Annotated in this window: 16 protein-coding genes and 1 pseudogene; 15 read left to right on the top strand and 2 right to left on the bottom strand. The window is 68.1% G+C overall.

The window, feature by feature from the left end:
- Positions 1–27 precede the first annotated feature (27 nt).
- From OG406_RS38885 to OG406_RS38920, 8 genes are all read left to right on the top strand, one after another.
- On the top strand, positions 28–1,077 hold the full coding sequence (locus tag OG406_RS38885; protein ID WP_267052079.1) for an LLM class flavin-dependent oxidoreductase: 1,050 nt from the start codon (positions 28–30) through the stop codon (positions 1,075–1,077).
- Entirely contained in the window at positions 1,074–1,730 is a 657-nt protein-coding gene (locus OG406_RS38890) for an enoyl-CoA hydratase/isomerase family protein (RefSeq protein ID WP_267052080.1), read from the top strand. The genes OG406_RS38885 and OG406_RS38890 overlap by 4 nt, the downstream gene beginning before the upstream one ends.
- Before the next feature lie 59 nt (positions 1,731–1,789).
- Positions 1,790–2,947: an acyl-CoA dehydrogenase family protein gene (locus tag OG406_RS38895; protein ID WP_267052081.1), complete on the top strand. Its 1,158-nt coding sequence runs from the start codon at positions 1,790–1,792 to the stop codon at positions 2,945–2,947.
- A gap of 31 nt (positions 2,948–2,978) precedes the next feature.
- Positions 2,979–5,543 carry a bifunctional FO biosynthesis protein CofGH gene (locus OG406_RS38900; RefSeq protein ID WP_267052082.1) on the top strand — a complete coding sequence of 855 codons (2,565 nt, stop codon included), beginning with the start codon at positions 2,979–2,981 and terminating at the stop codon, positions 5,541–5,543.
- On the top strand, positions 5,540–6,220 hold the full coding sequence (cofC, locus tag OG406_RS38905) for a 2-phospho-L-lactate guanylyltransferase (protein ID WP_267052083.1): 681 nt from the start codon (positions 5,540–5,542) through the stop codon (positions 6,218–6,220). The genes OG406_RS38900 and cofC overlap by 4 nt, the downstream gene beginning before the upstream one ends.
- A complete protein-coding gene (fabG, locus tag OG406_RS38910; RefSeq protein WP_267052084.1) occupies positions 6,217–6,957 on the top strand; it encodes a 3-oxoacyl-ACP reductase FabG in 741 nt (246 codons plus the stop codon). Before cofC ends, fabG begins: the two co-directional genes overlap by 4 nt.
- Positions 6,958–7,419: 462 nt before the next feature.
- Positions 7,420–8,115: a type 1 glutamine amidotransferase domain-containing protein gene (locus tag OG406_RS38915; RefSeq protein ID WP_267052085.1), complete on the top strand. Its 696-nt coding sequence runs from the start codon at positions 7,420–7,422 to the stop codon at positions 8,113–8,115.
- 282 nt (positions 8,116–8,397) lie between these two features.
- Positions 8,398–8,865 carry a cupin domain-containing protein gene (locus OG406_RS38920; RefSeq protein WP_267052086.1) on the top strand — a complete coding sequence of 156 codons (468 nt, stop codon included), beginning with the start codon at positions 8,398–8,400 and terminating at the stop codon, positions 8,863–8,865.
- 668 nt (positions 8,866–9,533) lie between these two features.
- Here the strand turns inward: OG406_RS38920 and OG406_RS38925 are convergent.
- The gene (locus OG406_RS38925; RefSeq protein ID WP_267052087.1) at positions 9,534–9,743 is read right to left on the bottom strand and encodes a hypothetical protein; all 210 of its coding nucleotides are present in this window, start codon (positions 9,741–9,743) and stop codon (positions 9,534–9,536) included.
- Positions 9,744–9,780: 37 nt separating this feature from the next.
- On the opposite strand from OG406_RS38925, the gene OG406_RS38930 reads away from it, so the two are divergent.
- The 6 genes from OG406_RS38930 (at position 9,781) to OG406_RS38960 (ending at position 15,741) form a co-directional block, all read left to right on the top strand.
- Positions 9,781–9,897 carry a hypothetical protein gene (locus tag OG406_RS38930; protein WP_267052088.1) on the top strand — a complete coding sequence of 39 codons (117 nt, stop codon included), beginning with the start codon at positions 9,781–9,783 and terminating at the stop codon, positions 9,895–9,897.
- Between the two features lie 359 nt (positions 9,898–10,256).
- Positions 10,257–11,042, top strand: coding sequence for a 2OG-Fe dioxygenase family protein (locus OG406_RS38935; protein WP_329190572.1), 786 nt, complete (start codon positions 10,257–10,259; stop codon positions 11,040–11,042).
- A 252-nt stretch (positions 11,043–11,294) separates the two neighbouring features.
- On the top strand, positions 11,295–11,804 hold the full coding sequence (locus tag OG406_RS38945; protein ID WP_329190574.1) for a hypothetical protein: 510 nt from the start codon (positions 11,295–11,297) through the stop codon (positions 11,802–11,804).
- A 286-nt stretch (positions 11,805–12,090) separates the two neighbouring features.
- A complete protein-coding gene (locus OG406_RS38950; RefSeq protein ID WP_443067160.1) occupies positions 12,091–12,831 on the top strand; it encodes a vWA domain-containing protein in 741 nt (246 codons plus the stop codon).
- A gap of 247 nt (positions 12,832–13,078) precedes the next feature.
- Positions 13,079–14,875 (top strand): TerD family protein, encoded by a 1,797-nt coding sequence (locus OG406_RS38955; RefSeq protein ID WP_329190578.1) that lies wholly within the window; start codon positions 13,079–13,081, stop codon positions 14,873–14,875.
- Between the two features lie 497 nt (positions 14,876–15,372).
- Positions 15,373–15,741 carry an ankyrin repeat domain-containing protein gene (locus tag OG406_RS38960; protein ID WP_329190580.1) on the top strand — a complete coding sequence of 123 codons (369 nt, stop codon included), beginning with the start codon at positions 15,373–15,375 and terminating at the stop codon, positions 15,739–15,741.
- Positions 15,742–16,172: 431 nt separating this feature from the next.
- On the opposite strand, the gene OG406_RS38965 is transcribed toward OG406_RS38960, so the two are convergent.
- Positions 16,173–16,328 carry a hypothetical protein gene (locus tag OG406_RS38965; RefSeq protein WP_267052094.1) on the bottom strand — a complete coding sequence of 52 codons (156 nt, stop codon included), beginning with the start codon at positions 16,326–16,328 and terminating at the stop codon, positions 16,173–16,175.
- Positions 16,329–16,333: 5 nt separating this feature from the next.
- On the opposite strand from OG406_RS38965, the pseudogene OG406_RS39530 reads away from it, so the two are divergent.
- A pseudogene (locus OG406_RS39530) lies at positions 16,334–17,894 on the top strand (discoidin domain-containing protein).
- Positions 17,895–17,914 lie beyond the last annotated feature (20 nt).

Below are 17,914 nucleotides of genomic sequence, written 5' to 3' on the forward strand. Positions count from 1 at the left end.
GTTCGTCAGTGTGAATTGAGGCTCTCGATGATCAAGGGTATTCAGCTACACGCCTGGGCCGCCGGACCGAGCATCGTGGAGGTCGCCGAGGTCGCCGCACGCACCTTCGAGACGATCTGGGTCACGGACCAGATGCAGTCGCGCGGCGTGGGCGCCGTACTGGGCGCGATCGCGGCCCGCACCGGGGCAGGTGTCGGCACGGCCGTGACGTTCCCTTTCGGCCGCAACCCACTGGAACAGGCCTCCACGATGGCCACGTTGGCCGAGTTCATGCCGCCGGGGCGCCAGGTCAGCATGGGGATCGGCACCGGCGGCGGTCTGGTGAGCGCGCTGATGGAGCGGCGCAGCCCTGTCGGCCGCGTCGCGGAACTCATCAGGATCTGCCGGGCACTCTGGCGGGGCGACAGCGTCCGGCTGGGCGACTTCCCCCTCACCTGCGCGGACCTTGGCCTGCGCGAGGAGGCGCGCGTCTCGCTCGACTGGGTCGACCAGCCCGCTGTGCGGGTGATCGTCGCCGGCGCGGGACCCCAGGTCCTGGAGATGGCCGGCGAGCTGGCCGACGGCGTCATCTGCGCGAGCAACTTCCCCGCGCACAGCCTGGCAGCGTTCCGCAGCGGCCAGTTCGACACGGTCAGCAATCTCGATCGCCTCGAACGCGGCCGGGAGCGTGGCGAGCGCGCCGAGTTCACCCGGATCTACGGCGTGAACGTCTCCGTCTCCACGGACCGCGACCGAGCCACTGCCGCGGCGCGCAGGCAGGCCACGCTGATCGTCGCGCAGCAGCCGCACGAGAGCCTGCAGCGGGCAGGCTTCGAGCAGTCCGACTACGCGCCGACACGGGAGGCCGTGAAGGCGGGCGTGAGTCTGCGCGAGGCCGCCGAGCTGCTGCCCCAGGAGGTGGCCGACCAGCTGATCATCTCGGGCACGCCGACCGACTGCATCGACGCGCTCCTGGAGCTGCTGCAGTACGCGCGGGGCGCGGGCTTCACGGAGGCGTACGTCGGGGCCCCCGTCGGACCGGATCCGGCGGAAGCAGTGGAACTGCTCACCTCCAAGATCCTCCCGGAGATCCTGTGAACAGCGACGCGGACCAGGCCACGGCGCTGTGCCTGACGGAGCGGCGCGGCACCGTGGCGACGGTGACCCTCAACCGCCCGGGCGCCCGCAACGCCCTCAACATCCCGCTGCTCCAGCAGCTGGTCGGGGCACTTGACGAGGCCCGCGCCCACGGCGCGGACGTCCTGGTGCTGCGGGCGGAGGGTACTGCCTTCTGCGCGGGAGCCGACATCCGCGCCGACGACGGAACCGCGATCGGCCGGCCTGGCCTGCGCCGTCGACTGATCGAGGAGGTCTGCGACCTCATCGATTCCTTCGCCGCATCCGTCGCCGCCGTCCAAGGACCGGCTGTCGGCGGGGGCTGGGCCCTGGCCACAGCCGCGACGGTGACCCTCGCGGCTCCCGAAGCGACCTTTCGTTTCCCGGAACTCCGTCTGGGCTTTCTTCCCCCGGACACGACAGTGCGGCGACTACGCGACCGCGTCGGGCCCACGGTCGCGTTCCGGCTGCTCGCCGCCGACGAACGCCTCACCGCGGACGACCTGGCCCGCCTGGGACTCGTCGAGGTCGTCACTGCCCCCGACCTTCACAGCCGAGCGCGTCACCTCGCGGACCGGTTCGCGGCCGCGCCCCCCGACCTTCTCCACCACCTTCGCACTGCGCTCACCACCTGAACTCCCCTGAGACACCAGCCCCGAACCGGCCGCCCGAACCCCCCAGAAAGGCGACGACCATGCGCGCAAGCGCCTTCATGGATACCGAAGAACAAGCAGAACTGCGAGCCACGGCCCGCAAGTTCCTCTCACGCCGCGCCCCCGAGCGCGACGTCCAGATATGGGACGAAGAGGGCTCCTACCCAGAACAGCTGTACCGCGAGATCGCGAAGCTCGGCTGGTACGACATGGTCACGGACGCCGACGAGCCCGTCGAGAACGTCGCTGGCCTGCTCACCGCCCTGTGCGAGGAGGTGGGCCGCGCCAGTTCGGACCTCGTGGCGCTGCTCAACCTCAACTTCAGCGGCATACGCGACCTGGCCCGTTGGGGGACCCCCGACCAGCGGCGGATCTACTCGGCACCCGTACTCGGCGGCGACGGCCGATTCGCGATAGGGGTGAGCGAGCCCGACGTGGGCTCGGACGCCGCGAGCGTCACCACCAGAGCCGAGCGCACCGACGGCGGCTGGGTCGTCAACGGCCAGAAGACCTACTGCGAGGGCGCCGGACTGCCGGGAGCGGTCATGGAACTGCTCGTCAAGGTCGGCGACAGCGGACGCAAACGAGACGACCTGGCCGTCTTCCTCGTCCCGGCCGACCACCCGGGCGTCGAGGTCCGCCGCATGCCGGCACTGGGCCGCAACATCAGCGGCATCTATGAGGTGTTCCTGCACGACGTCCAGCTGCCCGACACCGCACTGCTCGGCCAACCGGGACAGGGCTGGCAGATCCTCAAAGAACGCCTCGTGCTGGAACGGATCATGATCAGCTCCGGCTTCCTCGGCAGCGTTGCCTCGGTACTCGACATGACCGTCGCCTACGCCAACGAGCGCATGCAGTTCGGCCGGAGCATCTCCTCCTACCAGGGAGTGAGCCTTCCGCTCGCGGAGATGTACGTCCGCATGGACGCCGCCCGCTGCGCCGTACAGCGCGCGGCCGCACTCTTCGACGCCGGCCTCGCCTGCGAGACGGAGAGCACCATGGCCAAATTCCTGACCGGGCAGATCTACGCCGAGGCATCAGCCCTGGCCATCCAGATCCAGGGCGCCTACGGCTACGTCCGCGACCACACGCTGCCCATGCACCACTCCGACGGCATCATCGCCCGGGTCGTCGCCGGCCCACCGTCCGTCCAGCTCGACTTCATCGCCCGCTCCATGGGACTGAGGGCCGGCTGATGCGCTCCGCCGTCCCTGCGAGGAGGCCACAGTGACCACCACATCCCTACGCCGAGCGCTGGCCAGAGCCCGGGCGGGCAAGAGCATCGACCGCGAGGAAGCCATCGCCCTGCTCCAAGCGCGGGGAGAAGACCTCACCCGGCTGTGCGACATCGCGGCCTCCATCCGGTCGGCGGGGCTCGGGGACGCAGGACGGCCCGGAGTCGTGACGTACAGCAAGAAGGTGTTCGTCCCGCTCACGCGACTGTGCAGGGACCGCTGCCACTACTGCACCTTCGCCACCACCCCGGGCCGGGTGGAGGAGGCCTACCTCACCCCCGATCAGGTGTTGGACATCGCCCGCGAGGGCGCCCGACTGGGCTGCAAGGAAGTCCTCTTCACCCTTGGCGACCGCCCGGAGGACCGCTGGCAGGCCGCGCGCGACTGGCTCGACGCCCGCGGCTACGAGGACACCCTGTCCTACCTCCGCGCGATGGCGATCCTCGTCCTTGAGCAGACCGGGCTGATCCCGCACCTCAACCCCGGGGTGATGTCCTGGGCGGAACTCCAGAAACTCAAGCCCGTGGCCGGATCGATGGGTCTGATGCTGGAAACCACCGCGCGCTCGCTGTGGGCCGAACCGGGCGGCTGTCACTACGGTTCACCGGACAAGGAACCGGCACGACGGCTGCGAACCATCGAAGACGCCTCCCGCACCAACATCCCCTTCACGACAGGGGTCTTGATCGGCATCGGAGAGCGTCCTGCCGACCGTGTCGACTCTCTGCTGGAGCTCCGCCGCCTCGCCCGGCAGTACGGCGCGATCCAGGAAGTGATCGTGCAGAATTTCCGGTCCAAACCCGGCACGGCCATGATGGCCACGCCGGACGCGGATCTGGAGGAGTACCTCGCTGTCATCGCGGTGGCACGGGTCCTGCTGGGCCCACGGATGCGGATCCAGGCGCCGCCCAACCTCACCGACGCCGAAGAACTCCGCCTGCTGCTCGCAGCCGGCGTGGACGACTGGGGCGGGGTCTCGCCGCTGACCCCGGACCATGTGAACCCCGAGCGCCCGTGGCCCCAGTTGGAGAGGCTGGCCGAGCTGACCGCGGAGGCGGGCTTCGAACTGCGGGAGCGGCTGGCCGTGCAGCCGGAGTACATACGGGCAGGCAGCCCCTGGGCCGACGCCCGGGTGCTACCGCACCTGGAGGCACTCGCGAACGCGGCCACAGGACTGGCGGCGGACGTCCTCCCGGTGGGCCTGCCCTGGCAGGAGACTGCCGACGTCGTTTCCTCCGGACGCACCGACCTCCACGTCGCGATCGACCAGGAGGGTCGCAGGACCGGCACACGCGGCGACTTCGACAACGCCTTCGGCGACTGGCAGGCGCTGGCCGAGCAACTCGACGACAAACCGACCGGGGCCCGCGGCGTCGAGCGGCTCGACGGTGACGTGGCCGCAGCCCTGCGCGCGGCCGAGCACGACCCGGCCGGCCTCACCCAGGAGCAGGCACTGGCACTGGCGTACGCCGACGGACCGGAGCTCGACGCGCTGTGCCTGCTCGCCGACCAGGTCCGCCGCTCGGCCGTGGGCGACCTCGTCACCTACGTGGTCAACCGCAACATCAACTTCAGCAACGTCTGCTACGTCGGCTGCCGATTCTGCGCGTTCGCCCAGCGAGCCACCGACGCGGACGCCTACCGCCTCTCCCTCGACGAGGTCGGTGAGCGCGTCGAGCAGGCCTGGGATGTGGGCGCGACGGAGATCTGTATGCAGGGCGGTATCGACCCCGAGCTGCCCAGCACGGTCCACCTCGACCTGGCCCGCGAGGTCAAGCGACGCCGTCCCGACATCCACCTGCACGCCTTCTCACCGATGGAGATCATCAGCGGCGCCTCGCGCATGGGGATCTCCGTCGCCGAATGGCTGACCGAGGCACGCGCCGCGGGCGTCGACTCCCTGCCGGGCACAGCCGCCGAGATACTCGACGACGAGGTTCGCTGGGTACTCACCAAGGGGAAGCTGCCGGCGGCGGAATGGCTCCGCGTCATCCGCACCGCGCACGAACTCGGCATCAGAACGACGGCAACCATGATGTACGGCCACGTCGACGAGCCGCGTCACTGGCTCGACCACATGCGAACCCTGGTTCATCTGCAACGGGAAACGGGCGGGTTCACGGAGTTCGTACCGTTGCCGTTCGTGCACCAGAGCTCGCCCATCTATCTGGCGGGCATCGCCCGTCCAGGCCCCTCGCGCCGCGACAACCGCGCCGTACACGCCCTGGCGCGGCTGCTCATGCACGGCCAGATCGACAACATCGAGTGCTCTTGGGTGAAGCTCTCTCCAGAGCAGTGCGAGGAGGTGCTGCGCGGCGGAGCCAACGACCTCGGTGGCACGCTGATGGAGGAGACGATCAGTCGGATGGCCGGATCGACCAACGGCTCGATGAAGACGGTCGCCGGGATCAAGGAACTGGCGGCCGCGGCAGGCCGGCCCACCCGGCAGCGCACCACCACGTACGGCTTCGTCACCCCCGAACGAGCGCAAGCCGCAGGCAGGTTCGACACGGAAGTGCACCGCGTCGTGCCGCTCAGCGTGGGATTCGTTCGGTGACGCCGTGGCAATGGGCGGTCGTCGTCCCGCAAAAGGATCTCCGGCTGGCGAAAAGCCGGATGGAACTGGACGGCCAGGACCGGCGGCGAGTGGCCCGCGCGCTCCTGCGCGACACCGTGACAGCCGCACGCGCGACTCCCGGGGTCTGCGAAGTGGTCGTCGTCCTCGACCGGGCCCGGGACCTCGCCGCGATCGAAGACCTCGGTGTCCACCATGTCCTCGCTCCAGGGTCCGGCCTCAACGAGGCACTGGCCCGGGGTGAGCGGGCGGCGCGGGCGGTCCGTCCACGGTGCGGCGTGGCCGCGCTGCCCGCGGACCTCCCGCTCATCGAACCGGCCCTCCTCGGCCATGCCCTCGCCCTGGCACGTACCCGCGACCGGACATTCGTCGCCGACGCGGACCATCGCGGCACCACGTTGCTGACGGCGGCTCCGGGACACTCACTGCACTCGGCGTACGGCATCGGCTCGCGGGAGGCCCACCGCCGGACCGGCGCATTCGAACTGACCGGACCTCGCTTCGCGCCCCTGCGACTCGACGTCGACCATCTCGACCATCTGCTGCTCGTCGCACCGATCGTGCACCACGCGAACCTCTCCGAGGCGCTCGCCCGGCTCGAGTCCGGCGCGTTCGGGCACGCGCCGTCCGCATCTCCCCGTCTTGGAGTACACCGATGAGTCTGCTGAGCGAACGAGCCGCGATCGTCACGGGCGGAGCCCAGGGCATCGGGCTGTCGATCGTCGAGACATTCCTGCGCGAGGGTGCGCGCGTGGTCATCGCCGACCGGGACGCCGACGCCGGTCGTCGCGCTGCCGAACTCCTCGACGCGGGGGACAACGTCACGGTCGTGGCCTGCGACGTCACTGACGCCGGTGACGTCCGGGCCGCGGTCCAGCGGTGCGTCTCCACGTACGGCAGCCTCGACGTCATGGTCAACAACGCGGGCATCACCCGGGACGCGACCATGCGCACAATGACCGAGGCACAGTTCGAGCAGGTGATCGACGTCCACCTCAAAGGTTGCTGGAACGGCACGCGCCTGGCCGCCGCCGTCATGCGTGAACAACGCTCCGGTGCCGTCGTGAACCTCTCCTCCATTTCCGGCAAGGTCGGCTTCGTCGGCCAGACCAACTATTCGGCGGCCAAAGCCGGCATCGTCGGCCTCACCAAGGCTGCGGCCAAGGAGATGGCACATCACGGGGTACGAGTGAACGCCATCGCGCCAGGCCTCATCCGCTCACCGATGACCGAGGCCATGCCGGCACCCATCTGGGAAGCCAAACTGGCCGAGATCCCGATGCAACGGGTCGGCGAGGCGTCAGAGGTGGCGTCGGTGGCCCTCTTCCTCGCATCAAGCCTGGCGTCCTACGTCACGGGCACGGTCATGGAAGTGACCGGAGGCCGCCACATGTGATCACCGGCAACACGCCGCCTCCGCCCATCCCGGGTCCCAGAACCGAGTGCTGGCGCACCGCACGACCGTCCAGATCGAGGCGCGACGGCTTCTTCTACCAACCACTGACCCCGCTTGCCCCTTGACCAAAGTCATAGGGACACCCCCGGCCCTCTTGATCTGGCCCCTGCTCCGCCGTGCTCCCGACGGCGGTAGCGACTGCTATCACCGCGCGCGGACCAATTTCCGACATCGCTAGAGCACCTACACACTCGTCAGTCGATGCGGAACCACTCACAACACCACCACCGCGTAATCCAGTTGATCAACGACGCCCGGGAAGATGCCTGTCAGTATTCGTTACTTCACCCCGCGTATGCGGGCTCGCCCACTCGCCCGCATGCGCTGGACCGCGGTCATACCTAGGGTGGAATCCGTGTAATCCCCCGAACAAGTTGTTCGAGGGTGAGGAGGCGGACAACGATGGCAAAGGTACTTTTCATCGTCAGCGGCGCGACCTACTGGGTCCTGAAGGACGGAACCCGATACGCGACCGGCTACTGGGCTGAAGAATTCGCGATGCCCTACAAAGCGATCACGGAAGCCGGCCACGAGGTCGTGGTCGCGACACCTGGCGGCGTAACCCCGAACGTCGACATGATGAGCCTGCGGCCCTCCATGGCAGGAGGTGAGGACGGCGCACTCGAACTCGAAGAAATCATTCGCTCCGCCGAGGTGATGCGCCGGCCACTGAAACTCTCAGACGTCCGGCTCGAGGACTACGACGCGGTCTACCTGCCCGGTGGGCACGGCCCGATGTCAGACTTGGCTTACGACGCCGACGCCGGCCGGCTACTGACGGCGCAACTCGCCTCGGGCAACCCGCTGGCGATTGTCTGTCACGCCCCCGCGTCCCTCCTGGCCACCCGGATCCACGGGGTGTCCCCCTTCAAGGGCTACCGGGTCACCGGGTTCACCAACGAAGAGGAAGAAGGCGTCGGTCTCGCCTCCAGGGCTCCCTGGCTGCTGGAGGACGACCTGAAGGAAAAGGTGGGCGTCGACTACAGCCGCGGCCCCATCTGGGAGCCATACATGGTCGAGGACCGCAACCTCGTCACCGGACAGAACCCCCACTCCGCGGCCGTCTTGGCAGACAGGCTCCTCGAGATCCTCAAGTAGACGCGAGGATAGACCGGTCAGAGACGACGCCACAGATCGCAGGGACCAGCTCCACCCACCTGACGCATGCCGTCGACGACCATGAATCGGCTCGCCCAAGGAGGCCGTGGCCAGCCGTTTGGCCTGACATTGTGTCGCCCCGCGGTCCCTTCGAAGTGGTCCAGCTTTGGCGGTGTCAGTAGCTGCGACCTTGGCGGTCCTCCACCCCCGGACCGCCTGCGGCTGCTGCGCGAGTGCCGCGTTCGATGCCCCGAGGCGATACCTGCGATCAAGGGAGCCATCATGGAAGTCCCGGCCACTGCGTTGGTCGTGCAACCCGGCGAGGCGGCTGGGGCCTCACTCGCGGACGGCGCGTTCGAACTGCTCGCTGACGGAGGGGTGATGAGCGCCAGCCGGCTGACTCTTGCCGTCGGTGCCGACGGTGCGCCTCCACACCATCACAAGCTTTCTCACGAGGCGTTCTACGTGTTGGGCGGCACGATGGTCTTCCGCCTCGGTGAGAGCCTGATCACGGTGACAAAGGGCGGCCTTGTCATCATCCCGCCGGGCCTGGCGCACGCCTTCGGGGCGGCGGAGGGCGAGGTGGCGGACGTGGTTGTCGTGCTCAGCCCCGGCATCGAGCGGTTCGGCTACTTCGAGCAACTGGCCGCCATCAGCCGAGGCGAAGCCGAATTCGATTCGCTCGTGCCTGAACAAGACCGCTACGACGTCCACTTCGAAGACATACCCGACTGGCGGATAGCCCTCTGAGGGCACGTAGCGGCTAACCGTTTCTGCAGCGCTGACCCAGTTGCGAAGTCGACAGACACCGCCCGCGACATGACGCAAGTCTCCCAGGCGGCCGCCGCGGCTTCGGAACAACCGACCGGTTCTGCCGGCGCTAACCACAGCGGCGATCCTGCATCTCGGCGGGCGACGTCAACGGCGACGGTTACGCCCGGCGGTCCGGCACGTGATGCGTGGAGCGCCAGATCGCCGCACTACTCAGGCTCCCACCACGGGACGGCCACGCACCCCGCCGCGCAGCGCGAAGGATGCCCCGAGATACCAGCGAGCGGACGGGTGAGTTCCGGCGCCGAGCACCGGAGGGAGAGGAGACATGACGCCTGATGTTGTCGGCGCCGTGCCCGGTGGGCCGAAATGGTCGTAGTTCTCAGGGCTTCCGGCAACGCCGCTGCTCGCCTGGGTGAGGCGGGTGGTGAGGGACGGGCGGGCGGAAGCGCCGTACCAGACGCTGACGCGGCCCTGCTGCTTGGAGTAGATGGAGGTGCCGACGGCGATGTCGCCGTAGCCGTCTTGTCGAAGTCGGCGATGACCCCGTCGCCTCCGCGCTCGCCGCTGCCTTCGCCGGACCGGGACTCGATGTGGCAGCCGCCGCATGGAACCTTTTGGTCGCCCTTCGCCTCGCGCGGCGCCAACTATCGCACCGGACCACTGACGCCCCAACGGAGGCCGTGGGCCGGCCGGACGTCGCTGACGAACTGGTTGGTCGGCTGAACGGGTTGGAGACGCGGTACCGGTCGATGCGCCGACAGCTCGCCGGTGGGCACCTCGCCCGTCAGGAGGTCGGCGTCGCCGAGACCGACCGCACCACGGTGCTCCGCGCGGTCGAGGTCGTCCGCAATCATTCCCGGTCTGCTGCAGAGCGCCGACTACGCCCGGCACGTGTTCACCGCGAACAGCGAGTTCCGGCGGATCCCCGACGCGGGCCTTGAGGACTCGGTGCGGGCCCGGCTCCGCCGCCCGCCCTGTACGAGCCGAGCCGCTCGTTTCGGAAACTGATCTGGGAGGGCGCTCTCTACGCGCTCACCTGCCCGTGGGGGGTGATGGCCGCCCAACTCGACCGGTTCGTCTCAGTGATCGGCATCGACGCCGTAGGCTCGGCATCATCTCCTTCTCCGCCCAGCTGCGTCGCAGCCCGGTAACGGCTTCTGGATCTGCGACCGGCGCCTGTTCATCGTCGAGACGCTGTCCACGGAGATGTGGCTGGACGACGAGGAGGACCTCGCCCTGTCTGAGCGGGCGGGGACTGGCGCGCTGCTCCGGTAACGGGCGGCTCTCTCGCCTCAACGGTCGGCGAATGAGGACCGGTATGGCAGGTCAGATGCTGAGCTGGGTCACCAGCTGTCGGGAAGGTACGGATGGTTGAGACTGGGAACATGGACGGTCTGCGGGAGCGCGGGTTCGTCCGCTACGGCGCCGAACGCCTCGGAATCCGGGCCGGCTCCGCCGAGGATGACCTGGCCCGGATCCGGAAGGTCTTCGCGGCTCTGCCGCCCGACCCGTACGCCCCGGGAACGCATCGGTTCCGCCGCTACTCCCATGCCGTGTACCTGCCGTGGAAGGACGAACTGTCCTGGATTCCCGGAACCCCCGACCCCGTTCACGGCACGGTCACCGACTTCTTCCAGGGCGAGGAGGACCCTGAGTACCCGCGGACCCGGCGGGTGCTCCCCGACATCCCCGAGGAGCTGCGTGACAACGCCCTGCTGCTGCGGCTCCTGCGCTGGGACATCGAGCAGGTCCTGGCGCTGAGGAATCTGGGAAGCCGCCCGCTGTGGGCCGGTGTCCACCTGATCAGGCTCGGCGTCGACGGTCCCAGCCAGAACGCCGTGTCCACCCCCGACTGCTTGCACCAGGACGGGGGTTCGGCCGGCACGTTCACCTTCGCCCACTTGATCAGCCGTACCAACGCCACCGGTGGCCAGAACGTCATCGCCACCCCCGGCAGCGCAGGCCTGCAGCCCGACGACCCGTGGGCGGACATCCACGCCGAGTTCACCCTCACCGACCCACTGGACGGCTACGCCGTCCACGACCACAGGGTCAGCCATTACGTCGGCCCTGTCCAGGTGGGCTCCGGGCCCGGACCGGGGGAACGGTCCATCCTCATCGTCGGCCTCGCCCCGTACGTCCCCCAACTCTGACGCCGGCACCGCCCGAGCCCGGTGGGGGTGGTCAACGGGCGCTGCCGAGGTTGCGGTCGGCGTCGGTTCCCTTGAGTATCAAGGTGGTCTCCGCGATGCGCTGGAAGCGGCCGTCGGGAGCTATGGCGGCGAACACGTAGACCTCCATGCTCGTGGTGAGGCCGGCATGTGCGTACCCGAACAGCTCGAACCTGCCATCACAAGTCCGCCACAACAGCTCGATTCGGGCACCCGATGCGCCATGATCGCGCGATGCACAGAATCCTCACAACGAGTGTGCTCGCCGTGCTGCTCGTCACCGCGCTTACCGCCTGCAGCAACGACGGCGATGGCAACTCTGTTGGCGAATCCGACACCTCAAACGTGAAGCCTCTTGACGCGACTCGAGCGTTCACTGAGGTGGCCAACAAGGTTGCATCGGCGAAGCTCTCCGGCACGGTCACGGCAGAGAACGATCCCAATGAACTACTAGGCCGCCCCCATCAGTACACGTCGAAGGTGACCTTCTCGGACAGTCGAATCTCCGCAGACGATCTGACCGGCACCGACAAGGGCGACGTGAGCCGCGGTGGCGCCATTGAGTCCTTCGCCACGGCCGCCGACGCCGAGGCTCGAGCCAAGTACATCCAGAGCGTCACGAAGTCGATGTCAGCCCTCGCCGAGTACGACTATGCCCATGGCACGGTGGTCGTACGCGTGTCCCACTACCTGACACCCAAGCAGGCCGCGGCTTACAAAACGGCAACTAACGGACTGAGCTGACCGACTTCGAGGATCTGCGAGCTGGCAGCCGAGTCCGAGATTTCGACGAACCGGGATCAGAGATTTCACAGGGGCGTTTAGGCACCGCACTGGCCCCGCTTCTGGTCGCTGAGGGAGTCGGCCAACGGCACGCTGGGAGGGGGACCAGCGTGCCGATTGTCGTGCACCGGCCGTCTATATCGGGCGGCCGGCGGGTGAGCGTGCACCGGCACGGCCGAGTCCGCTGGAGACGGGTACCGCCTCGACTGAGAGGATTAGGGCATTGCGTGATGGAGGCATGGTGGCCATGGACGTGGTCCAGAACAAGGCCCCGGCAATCGGCCTGTCCAAGATGGAGGCACAGGCCCCGGATCTGGTGAGCCTCTACAAGGCGGCCGGGTCCAGCGTTTGCGCGCACGGTCTCGAGGGGGTGCGCGCGGCCGTGTATCTCGTCCTGGACCGCTCAGGCTCGATGCGGCCCTACTACAAGGACGGCACCATGCAGCATCTCGGTGAACAGGTCCTTTCCTTGTCCGCGCACCTCGATGACGACGGCACGGTACCGGTGGTGTTCTTCTCTACCGACGTCGATGGATCCACCGACCTCAAGCTTGGGGGCCACCGTGGCCGCATCAACAAACTGCACGAGAACCTCGGCCACATGGGCCGGACGAACTATCACTGGGCCATGGACGAGGTCATCGACCACTACCTGGCCTCCGGCAGTGACGCCCCAGCCCTGGTGATCTTCCAGACTGACGGCGGACCCACCAGCAAGTCCGCCGCTGAACGCTACCTGTGCAAAGCTGCGCGTCTGCCGCTGTTCTGGCAGTTCATTGGGTTCGGTGACCCCGACGACAACGAGTTCGCGTTTCTCCGCCGGCTCGACGACCTGGCCGTACCCAGACATCGCATCGTCGACAACGCAGGCTTCTTCCATGCTGGCCGTGATCCGCGCACCGTACGCGACGATCTCCTCTACGACCGGCTGCTGCAGGAGTTTCCCAGCTGGCTCTCGTCGGCTCGGACCGCTCAGATCTTGCGGTGAGGCCTGAACCGGCATCGCATCGAACTGGAGACTGATCTCACCGGAGATGTCGCGAGCTGTGCATGTCCTGCCGCCCCACTCCTCGGGGTCAGCTCGGGTCGCCCTATGCGGCCGCCGTGTTCCGTGGCATGTTCTGCTCTCCGGGCGTCGGGAGCCCCGGTGTGAACGTCACCGGCTGAGGCCCCTCGGATGATGCCGAGGTCGCAGGATTTTGAGCGGTGGGGCGGGACAGGGGATCCTGGCCGGCATGAATGGGGTGACGGTTTCCGATGACGTGTTCAACGCCGTGTCCGGATCTGCGGGGTGGGCGGTTGTGGACGTGGAGACTTCGGGTCTGAGGCCGTACGAGCACCGGGTCTTGTCGGTGGCGGTGCTGACACTGGACACGGCGGGGGAGCTGGTGGAGGAGTTCTCCACGCTGCTGGATCCGGGCTGTGATCCCGGCCCGGTGCACATCCACGGCCTCACGAGGGAGCGGCTGCGAGGCGCGCCGGTGTTCGAGGAGGTCGCCGAGCACATGGGGACACTGCTGCACGGCCGGGTCATGGTGGCGCACAACGCCCAGTTCGACTACGAGTTCCTCGCGCGCGAGTTCGCCCTGGCCCGTTCGTGGCTGCCGGTCTCGCAGCGGATGTGCACGCTCGCGCTGAACCGGCGGATCGCGCCGCCGACTGTCGATCTGAAGCTGGCCTCGCTGGCCGCCCACTACAGAGTGCCACAGCAGCGGGCGCACGACGCCCTGGACGACGCCCGGGTACTCGCCGGCATTCTGCGCGGCTCCTTGTCCGCGGCGGGGGAGCTGGGCCTTGTACTGCCCGTGGTGGCGTGCCCGCCCAAGCAGGGGTCGGGGTATCCGCCCCGAGTGCCGAAGACGCCCTGCGCGCACCGTAACCCCGGTCGGCTCGCGCCTGGAGCCCCGCTGGTGCAGGGCATGAAGGTCGCCTTCACCGGTGACACCTGCACCGCACGCGAAGAGCTCGTCGCGCGCTCCGTCGCGGCAGGACTGAACGTGATGGGTTCGGTCAGCCGTCACACCAGCGTGCTGGTCACCGACGAGATCGACTCCGACAGTGCCAAGTTCCGTGCCGCACGCAGTGCGGACGTGCCGGTGATCACCGAGGAGGTCTTCCTCGGGCTGCTCGCCGACGTGCGGCACGGTATCGTCCACGCGAACCCGGCGCCGCTGGCGTCGTCCGTCCCCGTCCAGCGGCGCACCGACCGCCAGGCCACTGTGGCACCGCTGTCCGGACGCCGGATCCTGGTGTTGGGCGGCCCCCACGGCGACGCGTCGGCGCTGCGCACTCGCATTGCGGAGCTGGGCGGAGCCGCCGCCGTCAATCTCTCCGCCGGCGTCACGGACGTGATCCTCTTGGCCGACGGGGCCGGGGACCGCCGCATGCCCCACATCACGGCACGCGCATTGCCGGTCCACGACGCCGACTGGCTCACCACGCTCCCTTCGCCGTCGGACCCCGCCCGAGAGGTGGAGACGACCGACCCGGCCGATGCCCGGATCCTTCCCCGCGGCGGCGTTCTCGACCTGCCGACCGCACACGACGGCGCCGGAACCTGGACGGTCACCGCAAACTGGAGCCATCAGATCACCTGCGAGATCGACGTCGTCGCCTTCGTTCTCGACGAGGACGAACAGGTCTCCTGCGACGAGGACTTCGTCTTCTACGGGGCACCCGAAAGCCCGGACTCTACCGTGCGCCTAACCACCGACGGCCCCAGTGAACAAGCCGTCACAGCGGACCTGACCTCCCTTCCCGACGCCGTCCGCAAAATCGTCATCGCCGCCGCCATCGACGGACCCGCGACGTTCGCCTACGCCGGAGCCATAGAGGTCACCCTCGCCCAGGGAACCGGCGGCGCGCGAGCCTTGGCCCAGGCCACCTTGGACGCCGCGACCACCGAACGGACGCTGTTGCTTGCCGAGGTCTACCGGCGTGGTCCGGGGTGGCGCGTCCGCGCGGTCGGCCAGGGGTACGACCACCAACTGGCCGCCTTGGCCCGGGGCTTCGGCGTCGACATTGCCGACTGACCCTTCACTAGACCTCCGTCGGGGAGTGCCCTGCACGGCATCGGCCAGGCGTCTCACGCGCCCCGGTCCGCCACTGCGACGGTCCACCGCGCCTCCTCCAGCCCGCTCTGGACGGCGCCGCGGTCTGCGCCGCCCCTCCCTACGCGAATGTCGTGCGGTTTGGTGGCTCCGTTCACGAGAACGCTCTGCAAGCCTGGGTCTCGTCCGCGCCGAACTGGTACGCCCAAGGCGCACCGGCTGGTCGTGTCGGCCGAGGAGCTGCACCGCTCGATCCAGCCCCAGAGTCTCGATGCCCTTCCGCCGCGTGTGCCGAAGTCGGCATCGTCCTTTCTGGGCTTTTAGTTCACGCAGCCAGCATGCCAGACCCAATAGGCAACACGTCACGGAGAAAACGATCAAGGTGCTGTCCCACCTCGACAAACCCTCTCCGCTACACCAAGATCAGGCGCCATGGCCGAACCCCTAGAGCGGCGCCATAGCAATGCACGGAGGAGAACATGCCGGCAATTGAGCCACCGGGGCCGGAACCCAGCTGGGAACCCTGGACACCCGCTCACCACGCGGTCGAGCACGACGATGCACAGGCCCTGGCCCGATTGCTGGCGCACGGTGCTGATCCCGACGAGGTCTCCCACAACATGACCTTGCTGACGCACGCCATTGATGCCGAGGGCGACGGATCCCTGCAGAGCGGCGAGCCACTGACCGTTCACCTCACGGCGGTGCTGCTGGCCTTCGGCGCTGCCCCGGAGCTCGCGGACCCCGACGGTCGCAGCCCCTTGGACATGGCCGCCCACTACGGTCACGACCTGGCGGCCGATCTGGTGCGGGCCCACATCAGCAGGCGAGCCGCCGGTCCCAAATGAGGGGACAGACGATGCTCGTGAAGGCGAGGAAGTCCCCGCCGGCCCGCGACATCCGCCCCAATGTCCCCAGCATCGGCATCGACGCCATCCCTTGCCGCGTCGACGGGGAAGCCGCGTCCGTCGACCTGCCCCCCCAGCCAGCCCCGGCATCCCCTAGATTGCGGGCATCACATCTCTTGCGTGATCTCCTGCGAGATCTCTTGCGATATCTCTTGCGCGACAACGGAAACCAACCCAGGCATCCGCACAGCTCAACCCACACTCGCGCCCGTGGTCGGAACGCTGACATCTTGTCTAGAGCCGCTTTATCGGGCCAGTTGAAGAAGAAGAGAGAAGGAAAGCAGGGCGGAGACGAGTAGCGGCCGCAAGGACGAAGACGTCCCCAGGACAACGCCCGACAGCGCTACCGCCATCGACGGCACCCACGACGGTCACGACGATGCCGCTCCGCTCTCCTGCTCGAACCGGACCTGCGCCTCGTTCACGGCGCGCTGCCAGCTGCGCACGACGCCACCGTGCTCCCGAGCCAGTGCGGCGGCGAGACCGCGACGGGGGCCGCCCGACGTGCGGAGCGCTTCCAGCGCCACCGCCAATGGGTGCTCCTGTTGTTCGCGGCCAGGGCCGCCGCCGCGGGTTCCCTGCCCGTCTCCCGGCCGTCGGCCCGTCCCCGGGAACGCGGATGTATGACGTCTCCGACTGGACGGCCATGCAGACGGAGGTCAAGGCCGACTGGACGAACAGGATGCGGCAGTATGCGGGTTCTTTCGCGTATGCGCGGCAGAACGGTATGCCGGTGGTCTGTGTCTGGGGGTTGGGGTTCAACGATGGCCAGCGGCCCTTTACTCCGGATGCCTGCCTGGATGTGGTCGACTGGTTCAAGCGGCAGGGTTGTTACGTGGTCGGTGGGGTGCCGACCTGGTGGCGGACTGGTGATCGTGATTCTCGGCCCGGGTTTTCCGGTGTGTATCACGCGTTCGACATGCTCTCGCCGTGGATGGTGGGCCGGATCGGTAGCGTCGGTGACGCCGACAACTTCTACAGCGTCGCGACGGTGCCCGATCTTGCCGAATGTGCGGCGTGGGGGATTGATTATCAGCCCTGTGTTCTGCCTGGTGGTGTGGGTGATCGGCAGCGCGTCCACGGGACTTCATGTGGCGGCAGTTCTACAACATGGGTCGGGCCGGTGTGGCGAGCGTCTACATCTCGATGTTCGACGAGTACAACGAGGGCAATCAGATCGCCAAGACTGCCGAGTCCCAGGTGTGGGTGCCGACCGGTTCAGGTCTCCTTGCCCTCGATGAGGACGGAACTGCGTGTTCCTCCGACTACTACCTGAGGCTTACGGGTGACGGTGGCAGGTTGCTCAAGGGTCAGATCGCGGTCACTGTGGTTCGGCCGACGGCTCCGGTCATCGGCGGCGGCGATACGGTGCCTCCCGCCGCCCCGGGGAGTCTGCGTGTCACCGCGGTGAGTGATACGAGCGTGACGCTGGCGTGGGGCGCGTCCACGGACAACGTCGGCGTGGCGGGTTATCGTATTCGCCGATTCGTGGGGGGCACGGCTACTCCGATCGGCGCCGTGGCTGCGAACGTCGCCGCCTTTACGGTGACGGGTCTGGCTGCGTCGTCGTCTTACACGTTCGATGTTCAGGCTTTGGATACGGCCGGTGGTGTCTCCATGCCGTCCAGCCAGGTCACGACGACCACCAGCGCCGGCGGCTCTTCGACGGTCAACGTTGCCCTGGACCGGCCGGTCACGGCGAGCAGTTATACGCAGTCGTATGTGCCGGGCAACGCGGTGGACGGGAACGCGAACACGTATTGGGAGAGTGCCAACAGCGCGTTTCCGCAGTGGTTGCAGGTGGATCTGGGTTCCGCGATGGGGGTTGGGCGTGTTGTCCTGACGTTGCCTCCGGCCGTGGCTTGGGCCGCTCGTTCTCGGACGGTGTCCGTGCAGGGGAGTAGCGACGGTGCGTCGTTCGGTCAACTGCTCGGTTCCGTGGCCTGCGCCTTCGACCCGTTGTCCGGGAACACGGCTGCTCTGACTCTCTTCCTGCGGGTACGGCCACGCGTCACGTGCGGCTCGTCTTCACCGCGAATACGGGGTGGCCTGCGGGGCAGGTTTCGGAGTTCCGGGTGTTCGGGGCCGCCTGATTGCCTGGTGGTGGGCGAGG

The organism is Streptomyces sp. NBC_01428 (assembly GCF_036231965.1).
Lineage (GTDB): Bacteria > Actinomycetota > Actinomycetes > Streptomycetales > Streptomycetaceae > Streptomyces.